The organism is Caballeronia insecticola, assembly GCF_000402035.1.
GTDB lineage: Bacteria > Pseudomonadota > Gammaproteobacteria > Burkholderiales > Burkholderiaceae > Caballeronia > Caballeronia insecticola.
Genome location: NC_021287.1, coordinates 1,908,875 through 1,925,646 on the forward strand (window position 1 = coordinate 1,908,875; position 16,772 = coordinate 1,925,646).

Below are 16,772 nucleotides of genomic sequence, written 5' to 3' on the forward strand. Positions count from 1 at the left end.
CCATGCATAATCAGAAAATAAATCTGCGTAATGTCACGCTGTGCGCCGTAGATTGTCTTAATCCACTTCTCGCCGCGAGAGTGCTGAAAAAATCACAAGAACATTGCTTGTTCGGCGACACGATTCTGCTCACCGACAAACATGTCCAGACTAGCACGCGAATCGCGCTGATTCCTTCCATAAACTCCAAGGAAGAATATAGCGCGTTCATATTAAAGCATCTCGTCGAATATATATCGACACCTTGGGTATTACTGATCCAATGGGACGGATTTATTACGAATCCTTCCGCTTGGACGGAAGAATTTCTTTCGTTCGATTATATCGGCGCACGCTGGCCGTGGCATTTTGGACACCTGCCCGTCGGAAACGGCGGATTTTCTCTGCGCTCGAAACGGCTTCTGCAGATACTCGCCAGTGACACGCGTATTCAGCCAGATCCGGCATTCGGTGAAGACGAGCTGATTTGCCGCACTCATCGGCCATTGCTGGAAGCCGATTACGGCATCAAGTTCGCCACGGAACAGGTCGCCGACCAATTCTCCGTGGAATGCTCCTTGTCGTCAGAAGCGCCGTTCGGTTTTCACGGCATCTTCCATTTGCATCGTTTCGCCAACGACAGCGATCTCCAATTTTTGGCGCGACACGCTCATCGGCGTACGGTGACCACAGTCGATTTCGTCGCGCTGTGGTGCCGGTGCTTCGAAGCCGGCAGGATGCAGACTGCAGACGCCCTCTATGAGGCCCTGAGCAGAGTCGCGCTCCCCCAAGAATTTGCAATAATTTGCACTTATCGCGGAATCGACTGGACGCCCGAGCAGATCGCGGAACGCTTCGCGATCAGCCAAGCGAGGCTCACCAAGAAATTCGCCGCCTGATCACAAACTAGCGCGGGAGCGTTTGCGGCCCGCGCCGAATGATCGAATCCGAGATGGGAATAGCGCTGCGCCAGTTCTTCCCACAGCTTCCACACGCCGAAATTACGTTCGCGCACGCTGATGTCATCAAAAAACACGATGCCGCGATCCGACCTTTTCGGAAGCCACGTTTCGAAATCGTGTTTCACCGCTTCGTAGGTATGAAGACCGTCAATATGCAGAAGGTCGACCACCGTCGCCGAAATGCGCTGCCGCCTCATCGAAAGTCATTCGCATCAACTTGCGTGCAAATCCGGATAGATGTCGTCGGAATAAAGACCTGCGTGTTCATCGCCTTGCCATGTATCCACCGCATGACAGCGGGTTTGGATGCCATGCTCCTTTACTGCCTGACAGAACGCAGCATATGAAACGCCCCAATGAGAGCCCAGTTCGACCAGCAAGCGCTGCTTGACGGCCGCCGCAATCCCGCAGAAAAGGGCACATAACCGAACCATGCACTGGGCGCAAGACGCCACGGACGAATGAACATCGCAGGATTAAGCAGAAATTGGGCAAGTTCCGATTTCATTATTAATTAACCCCCTTTTGAGTCCTCGTTTTTGCGCGATTTTTTTGATAAAACAGGCACGACCATTCGAGGGTTTTCGAACAGGCACTTTCATTTTGCGCATCGGGTTCTTCGGGATTATGGACGAATTAACTAGTCGATTTGAATCGACAGACAACATGGATTCGTCGGCATCCCGAATCATGACCCGCGTGCGGCTGCCGACCGGTTAAAGCTTCGCGCGCCGGTCGGCCCGTCCCGGCCAACCCTGTCAATCGGCTATAATTCACCCTTTTTACGAAGCCGAAGATCGACAATGGAAGCGGAACGTCTCAACGCGATCGAAAGCCTTCTGGCCGACCTGCGCCGTCGCGCGGGCGAGCTACGGGGGTATCTTTGACTACGACGCCAAGTCCGCGCGTCTAGCCGAAGTCAACAAAGAACTCGAAGACCCGAACGTCTGGAACGACTCGAAGAACGCCCAGGCGCTCGGTCGTGAAAAGAAGCTGCTCGACGGCGTGGTGTCCAAGCTCACCGCGCTCGACAACGACCTGCGCGACGCCAGCGATCTCTTCGACATGGCGCGCGAGGAAGAAGACGAAGACACGCTCGTCGCCTGCGAAGCCGATGCCGACGCCTTGCGCGTGCGCGTCGAAGACACGGAATTCCGCCGGATGTTCTCGAATCCGGCCGATCCGAACAATTGCTTCATCGACATCCAGGCCGGCGCCGGCGGCACCGAGGCGTGCGACTGGGCGTCCATGTTGCTGCGCCAGTATCTGCGCTACTGCGAGCGCAAGGGCTTCAAGACCGAAGTGCTGGAAGAATCGGAAGGCGACGTCGCCGGCATCAAGAGCGCGACCATCAAGGTCGAAGGCGAATATGCGTACGGCTATCTGCGCACCGAAACCGGCATTCACCGGCTCGTGCGCAAGTCGCCGTTCGATTCGTCGGGCGGACGGCATACGTCGTTTTCATCGGTGTTCGTGTATCCGGAAATCGACGATTCGATCGAGATCGAAATCAATCCGGCGGATGTCCGCACCGACACGTATCGTGCATCGGGCGCGGGTGGTCAGCACATCAACAAGACCGACTCCGCCGTGCGTCTCACGCACGCGCCGACCGGCATCGTCGTGCAGTGCCAGAACGACCGCTCGCAGCACCGCAACCGCGCGGAAGCCATGGCGATGCTGAAGGCGCGTCTCTATGAATTTGAGATGCGCAAGCGCCAGGCCGAACAGGACAAGCTCGAATCGAGCAAGACCGATGTGGGCTGGGGCCATCAGATCCGCTCCTACGTGCTCGATCAGAGCCGTGTGAAGGATCTGCGCACCAGTGTGGAAATGAGCAACACGCGCGCCGTGCTCGACGGCGACCTCGACGACTTCATCAGCGCGAGTCTGAAACAGGGCGTTTAAGTCCGCCGGCGCGGGTCCCGTCGAGCGGGGTCCGCGCTTTCGTTTCATTCCGCCGCGCCTCCGCCTGCATCACAAGCCAAGAAAGATCATGACCGAACCGACTCAAGCGGGCGCCGCTCCCGAACTGGAAGAAAACCAGATCATGGCCGAGCGCCGCGAGAAACTGCGCGCGCTGCGCGAGCAGGGCATCGCCTATCCGAACGATTTCCGCCCGACGCATCAGGCCGCAGCACTCCAGGCCGACTACGCCGAGACCGACAAAGACGCGCTCGAAGCGAATCCCCTGCCCGTCGCGCTCGCCGGCCGCATGATGTTGAAGCGCGTGATGGGCAAAGCCAGCTTCGCGACGGTGCAGGACGGCAGCGGCCAGATCCAGTTCTTCATCACGCCCGCGGACGTCGGCGCCGAAACCTACGACGCGTTCAAGAAGTGGGACCTGGGCGATATCGTCGCGGCCCGCGGCGTGCTGTTCCGCACGAACAAGGGGGAGTTGTCGGTGCGCTGCACGGAATTGCGTCTGCTGTCGAAGGCGCTGCGCCCGCTGCCGGACAAGTTCCACGGCCTCGCCGATCAGGAAATGCGCTATCGCCAGCGCTATGTCGATCTGATCGTCACGCCGGAATCGCGCAAGACGTTCATGGCGCGCACCAAGGCCGTCACGTCGATCCGCAACTTCATGGCGAAGTCGAACTTCATGGAAGTCGAAACGCCGATGCTGCACCCGATCCCGGGCGGCGCCGCGGCCAAGCCTTTCGTCACGCATCACAACGCGCTCGACATGCAGATGTTCCTGCGCATCGCGCCCGAGCTTTATCTGAAGCGGCTGATCGTCGGCGGCTTCGAGCGCGTGTTCGAGATCAACCGTAACTTCCGGAACGAAGGCGTGTCGCCGCGTCACAATCCGGAATTCACGATGATGGAGTTCTACGCGGCCTACACCGATTACCGCTGGCTGATGGACTTCACCGAAGAACTGATCCGCCAGGCCGCGATCGATGCGCTCGGCACCGCGACCATCACGTATCAGGGGCGCGAACTCGATTTGAGCAAGCCGTTCCATCGTCTGACGATCAATCAGGCGATCCAGAAGTACGCGCCGCAATACACGGACGCGCAGTTGTCGGACGCGGCGTTCCTGCGCACGGAGTTGAAGAAATTCGGCGTCGATACGACGCAGCCCGCGTTCCTCAACGCCGGCGTCGGTTCGCTGCAACTCGCGCTGTTCGAAGAGACCGCCGAGTCGCAACTGTGGGAACCGACGTATATCGTCGACTATCCGGTGGAAGTGTCGCCGCTCGCGCGTGCGTCGGATTCCGTGGCGGGCATCACCGAGCGTTTCGAGCTGTTCATCACCGGTCGCGAAATCGCCAACGGTTTCTCCGAGCTGAACGATCCGGAAGATCAGGCTGCGCGCTTCCAGAAACAGGTCGACCAAAAAGATGCCGGCGACGAAGAAGCCATGTACTTCGACGCCGACTATATCCGCGCGCTCGAATACGGCATGCCGCCGACGGGTGGATGCGGTATCGGCGTCGACCGGCTGGTGATGCTGTTGACCGACAGCCCGAGCATCCGCGACGTGATTCTGTTCCCGCATCTGCGTCGGGAAGACTGAGTTTCCCCGACATCGCCAAGCAGCATTCGAAAGCGCGCCCTCCGAGGCGCGCTTTTTGTTGTAACCGCTGGTAAAAAATTCAAGGCTCGTCGGCCACGCGTATCGTGGCAGCGCCTGTTTTCGCGCCTGGCATCGGTCGTGCTTTTCCCCAACACGTATTGCAGCCACGAAATTGTTACAACCGGAAAAAGCAGAGAATTCGGATTTCTCCGAAAATAGTTTCGACAGCAGCCGGCAACGGCGCTTTGCCTCGGAAGGAGAGTCAGAAATGGATAACGGGACCCATAAACTCAGCACGTCGCCCTCCTCCGGCGGCGCTCAGCCGCAGCAGCGGCGCCTGCACCCGCTCGTCGCGACGGCGGCAGGCGCGGTGATCGTGGCGAGCCTTGTCGCGACCGCCGCGATGACGGGACTATTTCCGAAGGCATCGAGCAACGGCGCGCAGAACCCGCAGACGCAAACGGCGGCGGTTGCGCAGCAGCCGGTTGTCGATTCCGCGGCGCCGAGTCCCGCGCAGCAATCGACTGCGGCGCAACAAGCGCAACAGCAAGCAGCGCAGCAGGCGGCGCAACAACAGGCCGCTCAGCAGCAAGCCGCTCAACAAGCCGCCCAGCAGCAGGCACAACAGGCACAGCAAGCGCCAGCACAGCCGCAGCCCGCGCAGCCGTCCTATGCGCAGCAGCCGCCGCAGCATCAGAACTATTGCTCGACCTGCGGCACCGTCGAGGCGATCTCGGCTGTCAAGCAGGAAGGTCATGGAACGGGAATCGGCGCGGTCGGTGGCGCGGTGGCGGGCGGTGTCGTCGGCAATCAGTTCGGGCGCGGCGGCGGCCGTACCGCGATGACGCTGCTCGGCGCGCTCGGCGGCGGTTTGGCGGGGAATTCGGTGGAGAAACATCTGCGCAGCGAGACCGACTATTCGGTGCGTGTGCGGATGGAAAACGGCAAGACGCGTTACTTCACGTACAAGAATCCGCCGCCGTTCGCGCAAGGCCAGCGCGTGCATATTTCGAACGGCACGCTGGTCGCGGGTTGAGCAATCGGCGCGAGTTGAGCGCGAAAAAAAGGCGATGGACCTTTGCGTCCCTCGCCTTTTTTTATTCTCGATGCATCGCCGCGATCAACATATCGACGCATTCCTCGACCGAAAGTAACGCCGTGTCCAGCCGGAACGGCGTTCGATGCCACGCTTCGTAGTCGCGCTTCTCGACCTGCTCCCACGTGGGCAGGGTCAGGCCAGCAACGGTCGATGGGCGCGTTTCCACGCGGCGCCGATGAAGCGCCGCATTCGAACACACGATTTCGACTTCGAGCATCCCGACGCCCGCCCCGCGCGCGACCGCCTGAAACGCGTCGCGCGTGATCTTCAGCGGATTCACCGAATCGGCGATCACCGTCAGCCCCAGGCGTAGATTGTCGGCTGCGAGCCGGTATGCCGCCAGATATCCCGCCGGCCCGATCTCGCCGCCGGCTGCGAGCACGTGCGCTTCGCGAATGCCCTGTTCGATCGAATCGATGCGCAGATAAACCGCCTTCAACCGCGCCGCCAGCTTCACGGCGATGCTGCTTTTCCCGCTGCCCGGCAGACCGGAAAATACGATGAACACGTCCTCAATGATCCCGCTGCGAGCTGCGCGCCGGATTCGGCCTGCCGCGCATCGCCATATAGGCCCACCAGAAATAGCCCGAAAAGCCGTACAGCACGAACAGGCAGAACAGCATCACCGGCGGATCCGACGACACCAGCACGAACGCCACCACGATCAGCAGCACGCCCGCGAACGGCACGCGATACCGCACGTCCAGCGCCTTGCCGCTGTAGAACGGCGCATTCGAGACCATCGTCACACCCGCGTAGATGGTCAGTGCGAACGCAACCCACGGCAGCCAGACCAGCTTGAGCGGCACGCGGTTGTCGGTCGCGAGCCAGACGAAGCCCGCGATCAGCGCCGCCGCGGCCGGCGACGGCAATCCCTGGAAGTAACGCTTGTCGACCACGCCGACGTTCGTGTTGAAGCGCGCAAGCCGCAGCGCCGCGCCCGAGCAATAGACGAAGGCCGCGAGCCAGCCCCAGCGCCCGAGGTCCTTCAGCACCCATTCGTACATCACGAGCGCGGGCGCGACGCCGAACGACACCATGTCGGAGAGACTGTCGAACTGCTCGCCGAACGCGCTCTGCGTGTGCGTCATGCGCGCGACACGGCCGTCCATGCCGTCGAGCACCATCGCGACAAAAATGGCGATGGCGGCAATCTCGAAACGCACGTTCATCGCCTGGACGACGGCGAAGAAGCCGCAGAACAGCGCGGCGGTGGTAAAGGCATTCGGCAGCAGATAGATGCCGCGCTTTCTCAGGAATTGCTGCCGCTTCGCGCGCCGCGTTTCCACGGCGCCCACGTCCTGCGCGGCCTTGTTGCGACGAAACGCGCGCGGGGTAGTCGCGTTCGCGCGGTTACGGCGCGGTTTGAATGCCGCCATCGAGACCTCCGCGTTATTCCGCGAATTCGGCGAGGATCGTCGACGAAGCCGAGACTTTCTCGCCGATCGAAACGCGCGGACGGCTGCCCACCGGCAGATACACATCGACGCGTGAGCCGAAGCGAATGAAGCCGTAACGTTGACCGCGCGTGAGCGGCTCGCCCACGTGCACGTAACAGAGAATGCGCCGCGCGATCAGTCCGGCGATCTGCACCGACGTCACGGTATGTCCGGCCGCGGTCTGCAGCACGACGGCGTTGCGCTCGTTCTCGGTGGAAGCCTTGTCCACGGCCGCGTTCAGGAACGCGCCCGGAAAGTACTGCACCTTGCTGATCGCGCCGTCCACCGGCGAGCGCTGCGAGTGCACGTTGAACACGTTCATGAACACGCTGATCTTGAGCGCCTCGCGGCCCACATAAGGATCGTGCGCGGTTTCGACCGCCACGATACGTCCGTCCGCCGGGCACAGCACCGCGTTGGGCTGCGACGGAATCGGACGCGGCGGATCGCGGAAGAACTGGACGACGAAGATCACGATCAGCCAGAAGATCCAGGCGAAGCCAAAGCCGCCCATCGCCTGCACGAGGATGGCGACGACGGCCGCGATGGCAATGAACGGCCAGCCTTCGCGGGCAATGATCGGATGAGGATAGTTCATGAACGAGTTCGAGTTTTATTAAAACCGTAGGATAGCAAAAGCCGCCCGGCGCACAGGGGCGTCCGGGCGGCTTTTCTACAAGCAAGAAGCGTGACGCGCGTTCACGCTGCGCGCTTTAGTTCTTCGACTGGTCGACGAGCTTGTTCTTCGCGATCCACGGCATCATTGCGCGCAGCTTCGCGCCGACCGTTTCGATCTGGTGCTCGGCGGTAATACGGCGGCGCGATTGCAGCGTCGGCGCACCGGCGCGGTTCTCGATGATGAAGCTCTTCGCGTACTCGCCGGTCTGGATGTCCTTCAGGACTTCCTTCATCACCTTCTTCGTGTCTTCGGTGATGATGCGCGGACCCGTCACGTACTCGCCGTACTCGGCGTTGTTCGAGATCGAGTAGTTCATGTTCGCGATGCCGCCTTCGTAGATCAGGTCGACGATCAGCTTCAGTTCGTGCAGGCACTCGAAGTACGCCATTTCCGGCGCGTAGCCCGCTTCGACCAGCGTCTCGAAACCGGCCTTGATCAGATCGACCGTGCCGCCGCACAGAACCGCCTGTTCGCCGAACAGATCGGTTTCGGTTTCTTCACGGAAATTCGTCTCGATGATGCCCGCGCGGCCGCCGCCGTTGGCCACCGCGTACGACAGCGCGATATCGCGCGCCGCGCCCGACTTGTCCTGCGCCACCGCGACCAGATGCGGCACGCCGCCGCCCTGCGAGTACGTGCCGCGCACCGTGTGGCCCGGAGCCTTCGGCGCAATCATGATGACGTCGAGATCCGCGCGCGGGATCACCTGGCCGTAGTGCACGTTGAAGCCGTGCGCGAACGCGAGCGCCGCGCCCTGCTTGGCGTTGCCGTGCACTTCGTTCTTGTACACGTCGGCGATCTGCTCGTCGGGCAGCAGCATCATGATGACGTCGGCGCCCTTCACGGCTTCAGCCACTTCCTTGACCTTCAGACCGGCGTTCTCGGCCTTGCTCCACGATGCGCCGTCCTTGCGCAGGCCGACCGTCACGTTCACGCCGCTGTCCTTCAGGTTCAGTGCGTGCGCATGGCCTTGCGAGCCATAGCCGATGATGGTGACTTGCTTGCCCTTGATGAGGGAGAGGTCGGCGTCTTTGTCGTAGAAAACTTTCATGGTGGTTCCTTGAGTCCTGAGTCTGTTCCGCGCTTGGCGGAGGGAAATGAGTCGAATCGCGTGTCTAACTTACACCTTGAGGATGCGCTCGCCGCGGCCGATGCCGGAGCTGCCCGTGCGAACGGTTTCCAGAATCGCCGTGGCGTCGAGCGCCTGAATGAACGCGTCGAGCTTGTCGGAGGCGCCAGTCAGTTCCATCGTGTAGGTCTTTTCGGTCACGTCGATGATGCGGCCGCGGAAGATATCCGCCATGCGCTTCATCTCTTCGCGTTCCTTGCCGACCGCCCTTACCTTGATGAGCATCAGCTCGCGCTCGATGTGGGCGCCCTCTGTCAGGTCGACCACTTTCACCACCTCGATCAGGCGGTTCAGGTGCTTCGTGATCTGTTCGATCACGTCGTCCGAGCCAATCGAGACGATGGTGAGCCGCGACAGCGAACTGTCTTCCGTCGGCGCCACCGTCAGCGTTTCGATGTTATAGCCGCGCGCCGAAAAGAGCCCGACGACGCGCGATAACGCGCCCGGTTCGTTTTCCAGCAGTACGGAGATGATGTGTTTCATGTCTTTTCCCGATGATGTCCAGTTGAAGGCTTCGATGCGAATCCGCGCGCCGCACATGTCTTTTGTGGAGACAGGCACGCGCGAACCCGCGCAGTCGAAACCCGCGTTATAGATCCTCAGACCCGAGCAACATTTCCGTGATGCCCTTGCCTGCCTGCACCATCGGGAATACGTTTTCGGTGGGATCCGTCTGGAAGTCGAGAAACACGGTGCGATCCTTGAGACGCAGCGCTTCCTTCAGCGCCGGCTCGACGTCCGCGGTCTTTTCGACACGAATGCCGACATGGCCATACGCTTCAGCGAGCTTCACGAAGTCGGGCAGCGCGTCCATGTACGAACTGGAGTAACGCTTCTTGTATTCGATCTGCTGCCACTGGCGCACCATGCCGAGATAGCGGTTGTTGAGCGAGATGATCTTGATGGGCGTGTTGTACTGCTTGCACGTCGAGAGCTCCTGAATGCACATCTGAATGGAGCCTTCGCCCGTGATGCAGACCACTTCTTCGTCCGGATAGGCCATCTTCACGCCCATCGCGGCGGGAAGACCGAAGCCCATCGTGCCGAGGCCGCCCGAGTTGATCCAGCGGCGCGGCTTGTTGAACGGATAGAACTGCGCCGCCCACATCTGATGCTGGCCGACGTCCGAACAGACGAACGCGTCGCCGTCGGTCAGCTCCCAGAGCTTCTCGACAACATATTGCGGCTTGATGATCTCGCTCTTGCGGTCGTAGGCCAGGCAGTCCTTCGAGCGCCAGCCTTCGATGTCGTCCCACCACTTCGCGAGCGCCTGCGTGTCCGGACCGTGCTCGGCGTGCTGAAGCTGCTCGATGAGATCCTTGAGCACTTCCTTCACGTCCCCGACGATCGGGATATCCACCTTCACGCGCTTCGAAATGGACGACGGATCGACGTCGATATGGATGATCTTGCGCGGCGACGACGCGAAGTGCTTCGGATCGCCGATCACGCGGTCGTCGAAGCGCGCGCCGATGGCGATCAGCACGTCGCAGTTCTGCATCGCCATGTTGGCTTCGTACGTGCCGTGCATGCCGAGCATGCCGAGGAATTTTTTATCGCTCGCGCGGTAGCCGCCCAGACCCATCAACGTATTGGTGACCGGGTAGCCGAGCAGATCGACGAACTGGTTCAGCTCGCGCGATGCGTCCGCGAGAATGATGCCGCCGCCGGTATAGATATACGGGCGCTTCGCCGACAGCAGCAGTTGCACCGCCTTGCGGATCTGGCCCGAATGGCCCTTCGTGACCGGATTGTACGAACGCAGCGACACGCTCTTGAGCGGCTCGTACTTGCACGGCGCCTTCGAGACGTCCTTCGGAATGTCGATCAGCACCGGACCGGGACGACCCGTGCGGGCGATATAGAACGCTTTCTTGACGGTCGCCGCGAGATCGCGCACGTCCTTCACGAGGAAGTTGTGCTTGACGCACGGACGCGTGATGCCGACGGTATCGCACTCCTGGAACGCGTCGAGGCCGATGGCCGCGGTCGGAACCTGCCCGCTGATGATGACGAGCGGAATGGAGTCCATGTAGGCCGTGGCGATGCCGGTGACGGCGTTCGTCACGCCCGGACCGGAAGTCACGAGACACACGCCGACCTTGCCGGTCGAGCGCGAATAGGCGTCGGCGGCGTGCACGGCGGCCTGCTCGTGGCGCACGAGAATGTGCTGGATCTGGTCCTGCTTGTAGAGCTCGTCGTAGATGTAGAGTACCGAGCCGCCGGGATAGCCCCAAATGAACTCGACGTTCTCGTCGGCCAGCGCGCGCATGAGCACGGTGCCGCCGATGGAGTCGGCTTCTGAAGGGGGAGTCGTATCCGACGTGGAGAATTCCGCGCTAGGCATGTTCATTCATCACCTTTCGAATTTTCGGCAAAAAATTGATCGGGTGCTCTCTGCCGGGCTTGTGGCTCGGGTTCAAGCGGCGCGTCTTAAGTTGACAGGCGTGCTTCTTGGGCTCGCCTCAAATTAGACATTCACTTTATGATGCGAGTCGGAAAATGTAGCCCGAGGCGCGCGACGGGTCAAGCAAAAACTTTCCGAACAGGCTGATAGCGTTTTTGCCCGCACGGGTTTGGGGCGCAGCGAATCCCCCGTTAGAGCCTTCGCCGGCGCGTGAAACCGTCCGCGCGCATGTTGCCATCGGCAACAAAATCGCTCATTTTGTCCGGATGCCGCGAAACTTTGCTAGGATTCGCAGGTTTTCCTCGAACCTCACGATCCCTTTCGACGCAAATTCGTTGCGCCGGGTCCCCAACGGATGGCATCAGACAAGGAACTCGCCGATTTCCTGGCGGGCGTCGAAAGACGCGCGTTCAAGCAAACCGTGTACACCGTTCGCGACGACGACGCGGCGCTCGACATCGTGCAGGAAGCGATGATCAAGCTGGCCGAGAAGTACGGCGACCGGCCGCCTTCCGAGCTTCCGCTTTTGTTCCAGCGTATCCTTCAGAACGCGACGCACGATCACTTCCGTCGCCAGAAGGTGCGCAACACCTGGGTCAGCCTCTTCTCGTCCTTCGGCAACGCGGACGACGACGAATTCGACCCGCTCGAAACCTTCGACTCCGAAGACAGCGCGGTCGGCAGCGAAAGCAGCGAGAACAAACTGGAGCGCGAACAGATCCTCAATCTGATCGACGCGGAAATCCAGAAACTGCCCGCACGTCAACGAGAAGCTTTTCTCATGCGTTACTGGGAAGATATGGATGTCGCCGAGACGGCCGCTGCGATGGGGTGCTCCGAGGGTAGCGTGAAAACGCATTGTTCACGCGCCACGCACACTCTCGCTCAAGCCCTGAAAGCCAAAGGGATCACGCTATGAGTTCCGCTCTAGAAACGAAGGAAAACGAGTTCGCGCTGAAAGTGGTGCGCGCACTCGACGAAAATACGTCGAATATTCCGGCCGCGGCCGTCGATCGGCTCGCCGCGGCGCGCCGGTCTGCTATCGCGCGCAAGAAGCCGGAGAAAGTCGCCGTCGCGGTGTCTGCGCCCGTCTTCACGCCGGCGTTGGCCGGCGCGGGCAGCACGCTCCCGGCGGGGGACGCTGGCGAAGACGCACGCCCGAAGGGCCTGCTCGCGCGGCTCGGCGGGCTGGGCCTCGCGTGGCCGCTGGCGGCGCTTGCCATCGGGCTTGCCGGCATCGCTTACTGGGAAGACCAGCAGCGTAAGGCGGAACTGGCCGATATCGACGCCGCCATGATGAGCGACAGCCTGCCCATCGACGCTTATCTGGATCACGGCTTCAACGCGTATCTCACGCGTAATCACTAATCCTGTCATTAAGCACTGAATACAGCGGGGGAATTTTCGGGTGAGTTACAAGCGCGGTCTCGCGATTGTCTTTGGTTGCGCGATTGCGGGTCTCGTCGCATTTGCCGCGACTTATCCGCGCTTTTACTCGACTTCCGCCGCCACGCCGTCGGCAGCCGCCGCACCCGTCGGCGGCTCGGGCGCGACTGCAGACGCCGGCACTTCGCCGCTCGCCGCGCTGTCGCCCGAGGGTCCGCTCTCCTGGAGTCATCTGAGCGAAGCGCAGCATGTCGCGCTCGCGCCCTTCGCCACGCAATGGGATTCGTTCTCCGACGAGCGCAAGCGCAAGTGGCTCAAGATCGCGTCGCGGTTTCATCGCATGTCGCCTGACGCGCAGAAGCATCTGCAGCAGCGCATGGAAGAATGGGTGCGCCTCACGCCCGACCAGCGCAAGGTCGCGCGGGAAAACTATCAGGTTTCCAAATCGGTGCCGCTCGAGAATCGTGAAAAGGCGTGGGACGCCTATCAGAAACTCTCCGAAGAACAGAAAAAGAAGCTGGCCGCGAGCGAACACGTTCGCCGTCCGACTGTCGTTTCCGCGCCGCCCACGGGCAAGACCGAAGTGAAGGACATTAACCGGCTGGTCGCGGCGCGCGAGCAAGGGCATGTCGGCGGACACGCGGAAGGCGGTTCGGCGTCGGGCGCCGCGCACGCCGCGCCCGGTTCCGCCGTGCCGCTGCAACCGGGCATTCCGAACGCCGCGAGCATCGTGCCGGCCACGCCGATTCCGGTGTCGCCGCAACAGGCGCCCTCGATGTACAACGGTTCGTGAGCGCATGAGCGCGCCCGCGTTGGTCGTCGATGCATCGCTGCGCGCGCCCACGCTGCGCCGCCGCCTCGCGACGATGATCTACGAAGGCGTCATCCTGTTCGGCATCGTGTTCATCGCCGGATATCTTTTCAGCACGCTCACGCAGCAACGCAACGGCCTCACCCATCACAACTGGCTGATGTCGTGGATCGGCATCGTGCTCGCCGCGTATTTCGTGTACTTCTGGACGCACGGCGGCCAGACCCTGCCGATGAAAACCTGGCGCCTCAAGGTCGTCGATGCGCACGGCAAGCCCGTCAAACCCGCTCGCGCGCTTGCGCGTTACGTGCTCGCATGGTTGTGGTTCCTGCCGCCGCTCGCGCTGCATCCGCTTCTCGCGCTCACCGTGCCGCAAACGCTCGGCGTGTTCGCCGCGTGGGTCGCGCTATGGGCCGCCGCCGTGCGGCTCGACCCGGCGCGCCAGTTCCTTCATGACCGCCTCGCCGGTACGCGCATCGTCGCGACTCAGCCCGCCGCCAAGTAATAAGAACTTCTCGTGACTGTCACGGCTCGGTCACAGCCGCATGGCGCAATGCGCATACCGAAACTCGATGCGCGAGCCAATGGCCTTCAACTCGTCCGCCCGTCCGGCATTCGACCCGGCAATCGACCCGCCCTTCGAACCGTCCTCCCCTTTCCGCTTCGTCACGAGCGATCTGCGCGCCGGTCCTTCGCTTCGCTCCGAATCCACTGAATCGTCCGAATCCGCCGCGTCGGGTACACCGGCTTACGTCGATGCGCGCCTCGCCGCTTCACTGCATGACAGCGATTCGGACGAACCCGACGACGCGCCGCAGCGTTATCGCACGATCTGGCTCTCGGACATCCATCTCGGCTCGGGCGGCTGTCAGGCGCCGTATCTGCTGGATTTTCTGCGCCATCACGAGTCGGAGTATCTGTATCTCGTGGGCGACATCATCGACGGATGGCAGCTTCGCAAAGGCTGGTTCTGGCCGCAGGCGCACAACGACGTCGTGCAGAAAATCCTGCGCAAGGCGCGCAAGGGCACGCAGGTCGTCTATATCCCCGGCAATCACGACGAAGCCGCGCGCCAGTTCTGCGATCTCGCGTTCGGCGACATTCACGTGCGCGGCGAAGCGTTCCACACGACGCTCGCGGGCAAGCGCCTGTGGATCGTGCACGGCGATCTCTTCGATGGCGTGATTCAGCACGCAAAGTGGCTCGCCTATCTCGGCGACACCGCCTACACGATGATCCTGCTGCTCAACCGCTGGTTCAACCGCGTGCGCACGAAGCTCGGCTTCAATTACTGGTCGCTGTCGCAGTACCTGAAGCATCAGGTCAAGAACGCGGTCAACTTCATCTCGCAGTTCGAGCGCGTGATGACCGACGAAGCGCGTCGCCGCGGCTGCGACGGCGTCGTGTGCGGACACATCCACAAGGCGGAGATCCGCGACATCGACGGCGTTCTCTACTGCAACGACGGCGACTGGGTCGAGAGCCTGTCGGCGCTCGTCGAGACTTACGACGGCGAGCTGAAGATCGTCTACTGGACCGTCATGCGCGCACCCGAGCGCGCCGTTCGCGCCCGCGCGACGGTCTGAGCACCGCATCGAAGCCAATTCCAACGCAGTACCCCAATGCAGCACCCAACCCTGGGCCGAAGCCGATGAAAATCATGATCGTTACCGACGCATGGGAGCCGCAGGTCAATGGCGTCGTGCGCACGCTCACGCAAACGACGAAGGAACTCAGCGCGCTCGGGCATCGCGTGGAATTGCTCACGCCGCTCGAATTCAAAACGATCCCCTGCCCGACTTATCCTGAGATTCGTCTCTCGCTGCTGCCGGGCCGGCGCGTGGCCGAGCGCATCGACGCCTTCGAACCGGATGCGCTGCACATCGCGACAGAAGGACCGCTCGGGCTCGCCGCGCGCGCCTATGCACGGCGTCACAAACTGCCCTTCACGACCGCGTATCACACCCGCTTTCCCGAGTACGTGAAGGCGCGCTTCGGCATTCCGCTCGCGCTGACGTATCGCTTCCTGCACTGGTTCCACGGGCCCTCGCAGGCGGTGATGGCGCCCACGCCCGTCGTCAAGAGCGATCTGGAGCATTACGGCTTCACCAACGTCGTGCTGTGGACGCGCGGCGTCGATCTCGACATCTTTCATCCGATGGAGTCGAAGGTGCTCAACACCGCGCGGCCAATCTTTTTGTACGTGGGCCGCGTGGCGGTCGAGAAGAACGTCGAGGCGTTTCTCAAGCTCGATCTGCCCGGCTCGAAGTGGGTCGCGGGCGAAGGCCCTGCGCTCGCCGAGCTCAAGTCGCGCTATACCAACGTCAACTATCTCGGCGTTCTGTCGCAGCCGGAACTGGCGAAGGTCTACGCGGCCGCCGATGTGTTCGTGTTCCCGAGCCGCACGGATACCTTCGGCCTCGTGCTGCTCGAAGCGATGGCCTGCGGCACGCCGGTCGCCGCGTATCCGGTGACGGGTCCGATCGACGTACTCGGCGAGAACGGCCCGGGCGCGCTCGACAACGATCTGCGCGAAGCCTGTCTGCAGGCGCTCAAGATCGAACGCGCCGATGCCCGCGCCTGGGCCGAACGCTTCTCGTGGCGCGCGGCGTCGGAGCAGTTCGCGTCGCATTTGCGGCACTTCGGTCCGCGCGCGTCGTCCGAGCAGGCGGCCGCATGACGCGACGCGGCCTCGCGCAGGAACGGGCCGAAGCGAACGCGCGCACGGCGCCGGCCCGCGCGCGCGATCCGTTCGACGACGACCCCGACGACGCCGACGACCCGCCGCTTCCCTCGCGCGAACCGCTGAGCCCCGACGATCTGCCCTTCAATCCGTACAAGGGCAATCGCGGCCTCACGCGCGCGTGGCACGCGATGAAGAACTCGCTCTACGGTTTTCGCGTCGCGATTCGCGAGGAAAGCGCGTTCCGCCAGGAACTGACGCTCGCCGCGATCCTGCTGCCGTGCAGTCTTTTCGTGCCGGTCGCGCCGGTGGAGCGCGCGGCGCTGATCGCATCGGTGCTGCTCGTCTTGATTGTCGAGTTGCTCAATTCGAGCGTCGAGGCGGCGATCGACCGCATCTCGCTCGAACGCCACGAACTCTCGAAACGCGCGAAGGATCTCGGCAGTGCCGCCGTGATGGTCGCGCTCGCCGTCTGTGTCCTCACCTGGGGCCTGATTCTCTGGCCGCTTGCATCGGCGTATCTGGCGCGTATCTTATAAATGACGAGACTGCCTCGCGCGGGCGAGTCCGTGACGCCGAACGACCGGTTTATAATCGTCCGACATTCTCAAAAATAGCAACGGAAGCGGCCGCCGAACGCTCATCCCGAGCCGCCGCGGCCTCGCCCAAGGTCGG

Annotated in this window: 17 protein-coding genes and 1 pseudogene; 11 read left to right on the plus strand and 7 right to left on the minus strand. The window is 62.1% G+C overall.

Annotated elements, in window-relative coordinates:
• Positions 1-2 precede the first annotated feature (2 nt).
• A complete protein-coding gene (locus tag BRPE64_RS32805) occupies positions 3-878 on the plus strand; it encodes a DUF5672 family protein (RefSeq protein ID WP_144063341.1) in 876 nt (291 codons plus the stop codon).
• On the opposite strand, the pseudogene BRPE64_RS34060 reads toward BRPE64_RS32805, so the two are convergent.
• A pseudogene (locus BRPE64_RS34060) lies at positions 791-1,375 on the minus strand (class I SAM-dependent methyltransferase). The gene BRPE64_RS32805 and the pseudogene BRPE64_RS34060 overlap by 88 nt on opposite strands.
• A 369-nt stretch (positions 1,376-1,744) precedes the next feature.
• Here BRPE64_RS34060 and prfB point away from each other — a divergent pair.
• From prfB to BRPE64_RS08820, 3 genes are all read left to right on the plus strand, one after another.
• Positions 1,745-2,849 (plus strand): peptide chain release factor 2 gene (gene prfB, locus BRPE64_RS08810; protein ID WP_144063343.1). Its coding sequence is split into 2 segments (ribosomal slippage): positions 1,745-1,825 and positions 1,827-2,849, totalling 1,104 coding nucleotides; the frame shifts between segments, so codons are not numbered across the junction.
• Positions 2,850-2,937: 88 nt separating this feature from the next.
• Positions 2,938-4,464: a lysine--tRNA ligase gene (gene lysS / locus BRPE64_RS08815; RefSeq protein WP_016345735.1), complete on the plus strand. Its 1,527-nt coding sequence runs from the start codon at positions 2,938-2,940 to the stop codon at positions 4,462-4,464.
• 268 nt (positions 4,465-4,732) lie between these two features.
• Complete coding sequence (locus BRPE64_RS08820) at positions 4,733-5,500, plus strand: glycine zipper 2TM domain-containing protein (RefSeq protein ID WP_044041427.1); 768 nt, start codon at positions 4,733-4,735, stop codon at positions 5,498-5,500.
• Between the two features lie 61 nt (positions 5,501-5,561).
• Here BRPE64_RS08820 and BRPE64_RS08825 read toward each other — a convergent pair whose 3' ends face one another.
• The 6 genes from BRPE64_RS08825 to BRPE64_RS08850 all read right to left on the minus strand — a co-directional run bounded on the left by BRPE64_RS08825 (position 5,562) and on the right by BRPE64_RS08850 (position 11,163).
• Positions 5,562-6,071 (minus strand): AAA family ATPase, encoded by a 510-nt coding sequence (locus BRPE64_RS08825; protein WP_016345737.1) that lies wholly within the window; start codon positions 6,069-6,071, stop codon positions 5,562-5,564.
• A 4-nt stretch (positions 6,072-6,075) separates the two neighbouring features.
• Complete coding sequence (gene pssA / locus BRPE64_RS08830; protein WP_016345738.1) at positions 6,076-6,942, minus strand: CDP-diacylglycerol--serine O-phosphatidyltransferase; 867 nt, start codon at positions 6,940-6,942, stop codon at positions 6,076-6,078.
• Between the two features lie 13 nt (positions 6,943-6,955).
• The gene (locus BRPE64_RS08835) at positions 6,956-7,600 is read right to left on the minus strand and encodes a phosphatidylserine decarboxylase (protein ID WP_016345739.1); all 645 of its coding nucleotides are present in this window, start codon (positions 7,598-7,600) and stop codon (positions 6,956-6,958) included.
• A 115-nt stretch (positions 7,601-7,715) separates the two neighbouring features.
• Entirely contained in the window at positions 7,716-8,732 is a 1,017-nt protein-coding gene (ilvC, locus tag BRPE64_RS08840) for a ketol-acid reductoisomerase (protein ID WP_016345740.1), read from the minus strand.
• 69 nt (positions 8,733-8,801) lie between these two features.
• A complete protein-coding gene (gene ilvN, locus BRPE64_RS08845) occupies positions 8,802-9,293 on the minus strand; it encodes an acetolactate synthase small subunit (RefSeq protein WP_008341906.1) in 492 nt (163 codons plus the stop codon).
• 106 nt (positions 9,294-9,399) lie between these two features.
• Entirely contained in the window at positions 9,400-11,163 is a 1,764-nt protein-coding gene (locus BRPE64_RS08850) for an acetolactate synthase 3 catalytic subunit (protein WP_016345742.1), read from the minus strand.
• 409 nt (positions 11,164-11,572) lie between these two features.
• Between BRPE64_RS08850 and BRPE64_RS08855 the strand changes: the two genes are divergently transcribed.
• From BRPE64_RS08855 to BRPE64_RS08885, 7 genes are all read left to right on the plus strand, one after another.
• Positions 11,573-12,136: an RNA polymerase sigma factor gene (locus tag BRPE64_RS08855; protein WP_016345743.1), complete on the plus strand. Its 564-nt coding sequence runs from the start codon at positions 11,573-11,575 to the stop codon at positions 12,134-12,136.
• Positions 12,133-12,585 (plus strand): DUF3619 family protein, encoded by a 453-nt coding sequence (locus tag BRPE64_RS08860; protein WP_016345744.1) that lies wholly within the window; start codon positions 12,133-12,135, stop codon positions 12,583-12,585. Before BRPE64_RS08855 ends, BRPE64_RS08860 begins: the two co-directional genes overlap by 4 nt.
• A gap of 40 nt (positions 12,586-12,625) precedes the next feature.
• Positions 12,626-13,396, plus strand: coding sequence for a DUF3106 domain-containing protein (locus BRPE64_RS08865; protein WP_016345745.1), 771 nt, complete (start codon positions 12,626-12,628; stop codon positions 13,394-13,396).
• Positions 13,397-13,400: 4 nt separating this feature from the next.
• Positions 13,401-13,919 (plus strand): RDD family protein, encoded by a 519-nt coding sequence (locus BRPE64_RS08870; RefSeq protein ID WP_016345746.1) that lies wholly within the window; start codon positions 13,401-13,403, stop codon positions 13,917-13,919.
• 121 nt (positions 13,920-14,040) lie between these two features.
• On the plus strand, positions 14,041-15,000 hold the full coding sequence (locus BRPE64_RS08875; RefSeq protein ID WP_408608249.1) for a UDP-2,3-diacylglucosamine diphosphatase: 960 nt from the start codon (positions 14,041-14,043) through the stop codon (positions 14,998-15,000).
• Between the two features lie 65 nt (positions 15,001-15,065).
• Positions 15,066-16,094 carry a glycosyltransferase family 4 protein gene (locus tag BRPE64_RS08880; protein ID WP_016345748.1) on the plus strand — a complete coding sequence of 343 codons (1,029 nt, stop codon included), beginning with the start codon at positions 15,066-15,068 and terminating at the stop codon, positions 16,092-16,094.
• Positions 16,091-16,636: a diacylglycerol kinase gene (locus BRPE64_RS08885; protein WP_016345749.1), complete on the plus strand. Its 546-nt coding sequence runs from the start codon at positions 16,091-16,093 to the stop codon at positions 16,634-16,636. Before BRPE64_RS08880 ends, BRPE64_RS08885 begins: the two co-directional genes overlap by 4 nt.
• Positions 16,637-16,772 lie beyond the last annotated feature (136 nt).

Coding starts and splice junctions, on each gene's coding strand:
- ilvC (WP_016345740.1), bottom strand. CDS start 8,732: ATGAAAGTTTTCTACGACAAAGACGCCGACCTCTCCCTCATCAAGGGC.
- BRPE64_RS08885 (WP_016345749.1), top strand. CDS start 16,091: ATGACGCGACGCGGCCTCGCGCAGGAACGGGCCGAAGCGAACGCGCGC.
- BRPE64_RS08855 (WP_016345743.1), top strand. CDS start 11,573: ATGGCATCAGACAAGGAACTCGCCGATTTCCTGGCGGGCGTCGAAAGA.
- pssA (WP_016345738.1), bottom strand. CDS start 6,942: ATGGCGGCATTCAAACCGCGCCGTAACCGCGCGAACGCGACTACCCCG.
- BRPE64_RS08860 (WP_016345744.1), top strand. CDS start 12,133: ATGAGTTCCGCTCTAGAAACGAAGGAAAACGAGTTCGCGCTGAAAGTG.
- lysS (WP_016345735.1), top strand. CDS start 2,938: ATGACCGAACCGACTCAAGCGGGCGCCGCTCCCGAACTGGAAGAAAAC.
- BRPE64_RS08850 (WP_016345742.1), bottom strand. CDS start 11,163: ATGAACATGCCTAGCGCGGAATTCTCCACGTCGGATACGACTCCCCCT.
- BRPE64_RS08880 (WP_016345748.1), top strand. CDS start 15,066: ATGAAAATCATGATCGTTACCGACGCATGGGAGCCGCAGGTCAATGGC.
- BRPE64_RS08820 (WP_044041427.1), top strand. CDS start 4,733: ATGGATAACGGGACCCATAAACTCAGCACGTCGCCCTCCTCCGGCGGC.
- BRPE64_RS08870 (WP_016345746.1), top strand. CDS start 13,401: ATGAGCGCGCCCGCGTTGGTCGTCGATGCATCGCTGCGCGCGCCCACG.
- BRPE64_RS08835 (WP_016345739.1), bottom strand. CDS start 7,600: ATGAACTATCCTCATCCGATCATTGCCCGCGAAGGCTGGCCGTTCATT.
- ilvN (WP_008341906.1), bottom strand. CDS start 9,293: ATGAAACACATCATCTCCGTACTGCTGGAAAACGAACCGGGCGCGTTA.
- BRPE64_RS32805 (WP_144063341.1), top strand. CDS start 3: ATGCATAATCAGAAAATAAATCTGCGTAATGTCACGCTGTGCGCCGTA.